Annotated in this window: 2 protein-coding genes; one reads left to right on the top strand and one right to left on the bottom strand. The window is 73.0% G+C overall.

Going from position 1 to position 2855, the window contains the following annotated elements; genetic code table 11:
* The first annotated feature begins 137 nt into the window (after positions 1–137).
* Complete coding sequence (locus FNQ90_RS18450) at positions 138–809, top strand: biliverdin-producing heme oxygenase (RefSeq protein WP_182607393.1); 672 nt, start codon at positions 138–140, stop codon at positions 807–809.
* 188 nt (positions 810–997) lie between these two features.
* Here FNQ90_RS18450 and FNQ90_RS18445 read toward each other — a convergent pair whose 3' ends face one another.
* Positions 998–2803 carry an HtaA domain-containing protein gene (locus tag FNQ90_RS18445; protein ID WP_182607392.1) on the bottom strand — a complete coding sequence of 602 codons (1806 nt, stop codon included), beginning with the start codon at positions 2801–2803 and terminating at the stop codon, positions 998–1000.
* Positions 2804–2855: the final 52 nt, after the last annotated feature.

Below are 2855 nucleotides of genomic sequence, written 5' to 3'. Positions count from 1 at the left end.
GGCGGGGCCCCGTACGACCCCCACCCCGAATCTTCCCGACAGCCCGTCGGGAACTTGACTTAGGCAAGCCTAAGTAGTGAGGATGGGGGTCCACGAGGCGTGCCCACCGCGTCTCCCGCTCCATCCCGGAGGCCCCTGTGACCGCTGTGTCCGCCGTGACCGACGCCGTCCCCTTCTCCACCCTGATACGCGACGCCTCGCACGAGCAGCACACCGAGGCGGAGAACTCCACCTTCATGGGGGACATGCTGGGCGGGCGGCTCGGCGTGGACGCCTACACCCGGTACACCGAGCAACTGTGGTTCGTCTACGAGTCCTTGGAGCGGCACACCGAGCGGCTGGCGACCGACCCGGTCGCGGGCCCCTTCATCCGCCCCGAGTTGTCCCGGCGGGAGGCACTGGGTCGGGATCTGGACCACCTGCACGGTGGTTCGCAGTGGCGCGACGGACTTCGTCCGCTGCCGGCCACCGAGGCGTACGCGGCGCGGATCGACGAGGTGGCCCGGCAGTGGCCGGGCGGCTACGTCGCCCACCACTACACCCGCTACCTGGGAGACCTGTCGGGGGGTCAGATCATCCGGGGCACCGCGGAGAAGACCTGGGGCTTCGCCCGCAAGGGTGACGGGGTGCGGTTCTACGTCTTCGAGGGGATCGGCAACCCGGCCGCCTTCAAACGGGAGTACCGGGCGAGCCTGGACGCGGTTGCGGTGGACGACGCCGAGAAGCTGCGGATCGTCGAGGAGTGCAAGCGCGCCTTCGCCCTGAACACCGCCGTCTTCCGGGAATTGGGCACGGCCTTCGCCCGCTGATCTTCCGGTGACAGCCCGCCGCCGGCCCCCCGACCACGGTGTCGCGGGGGCCGGCGGCGTACGGGCCCCACCACCGGCGGGGCCGGGGACCGCACGACGAGGGGCGGTGCCCACCCGGCCTGTCGGAGCCGGGCGGACACCGCCCCTCTGGTCATACGGTCGCGCGCGGGGCCCGAGGGCCCCGGCGGTCAGAGTGCCGGGACGGTGGTCTCCCCCGCGCCGGAGGCGGCGACCGAGCGTCGGCGCACGGCCCACAGGGCCACCGCGCCGCCGGCCGCGAGGGTCACCGCGCCGCCGATCAGAGCCGAGGTCGGCATGGTGCTGCCGGTCGAGGCCAGGGCCCCGCCGCCGAGCGCCCCACCCACCGCGCCGCCGGTGAGGCCACCCGTACCGGCACCGCCGACGGCGCCACCGCTGCCGGTGCCGCCGGAGGTGCCGGCGCCGCCGGAGGAGGAACCGGGGTCGGGCAGGTCGACACCCTCGGCCAGGGCGAGGGCGACACTGACCGGGTCGAGGTCGTCGCCCGCCGCGTAGAAGCCGCCGAAGGCCTCCGCGCCGTCGGCCGTCAGGACGGCCGGCAGGTTCTCCAGCACCACGAGGTCGTTCTCCACCGTGAGGGCGGAGGCGGGAACGGTCAGGTTGGCCACCGTGACGCCGGTGGCCTCGGTGACCTCACCGGTGGCCCGGTCCTTGGAGGAGACGTCGGCGATCAGCTCGCCGGAGGTGCCGTTGAGCTCGACGGCGAGGGAGGAGAACTTCAGCTCCAGCTCGTACTCGCCGGCGGCCTTCTCGTGTCCGAGGAAGGTGACGGTGCCCCGGAAGCCGGCGGAGACGGTCTCCTCCTCGGCGTCGAGGTCACCGCTGCCGTCGGGGAAGCGGTAGCCACCGACGCCGTTCTCGGTGGCGCCGTCGGCCGGTTCGACCCGGCCGGAGGCTATCGGGCCGGTGACGTAGGAACGGAAGGACTGCTTGACGCCCCAGTCCAGCACGCCGTCCTCGATGCTGCCGGAGGGGGCCCGGTCGCCACCTCCGGAGCCGTCGGTGCCGCCGTTGTTCGAACCGTCGCCGGAGCCCTCCGAACCCCCGTTGTCACCGGAACCCCCGTTGTCACCGGAACCCCCGTTGCCCGAACCGCCGTTGCCGTTGCCACCGGCCCCCTCGGAGCCGCCGTCGCCGGTCTCGCCCGAGCCGGCCGAGCCGCCGTCGCCGGTGTCGCCCGAGCCCTCGGACCCGCCGTTGTCACCGGAACCGCCCGAGCCCTCGTTGCCGCCCGAACCGTCCGAGCCGCCGTTGTCACCGGAACCGCCGTTGCCCGGGCCACCGTTGCCCGAGCCGCCGTTGCCGCCACCGGAGGAGGCGGTGGAGATGGTCAGCGTGACCGGGTCGAGCGCGTCACCGGGCGCGTAGAAGGGGTTGCCGTTGTATGCGAAGACGGCCGCACCCTCCTCGGTCAGGGTGGCGGGGATGTCGCCGAAGACCATCGCGCCGTTCTGCGAGCCACGGGTGGCGCCGGTGATGTCCAGCACGGCGATCGGCACGTCCTGCGATGTCTCGCCGTTGGCGGTCACGTCGGCGAGGATGCTGCCGCTCACCCGGTCGGAGACGAACCGCAGGTCGGAGAACTCCAGGTCCAGGTCGCCGTGGTGACCGGTGAAGTGCACGCTGCCGTTGAAGCCGGCGTCCACACCGTGGGTGGCCATGGTGTAGGTGCCGGCACCGTCCACGAAGCGGAAGGTGCCGTCGGCGTTGCGCTCGGCCCCGTCCCCCACCGTGATCGAGCCGCCCACGAAGGGCATGCCGAGGTAGTTGCGGAAGGACTGCTTGATCCCCCAGTCGAGGGTGCCGTTCTCCAGTCCGATGAAGGTGGGTCGGCCGTTGCCGTCGTCGGCGGCGGCCACGGGAACGGTGAGGGCGGTCGCCGAGAGGACGGTCGCGGTGGCGGCGGCCAGGAGCAGCGCGCCGCGGCGGGCGGTGCGGACCGGGTGGGCGGTCATGGTCGGGTGTTCTCCTTGGGTACCGGAAGGGATCGGTCGGAGTGTGGGGGTG

Source organism: Streptomyces alkaliphilus, assembly GCF_014141535.1.
Lineage (GTDB): Bacteria > Actinomycetota > Actinomycetes > Streptomycetales > Streptomycetaceae > Streptomyces > Streptomyces alkaliphilus.
This window is presented reverse-complemented; position numbering and strand designations above follow the sequence as displayed.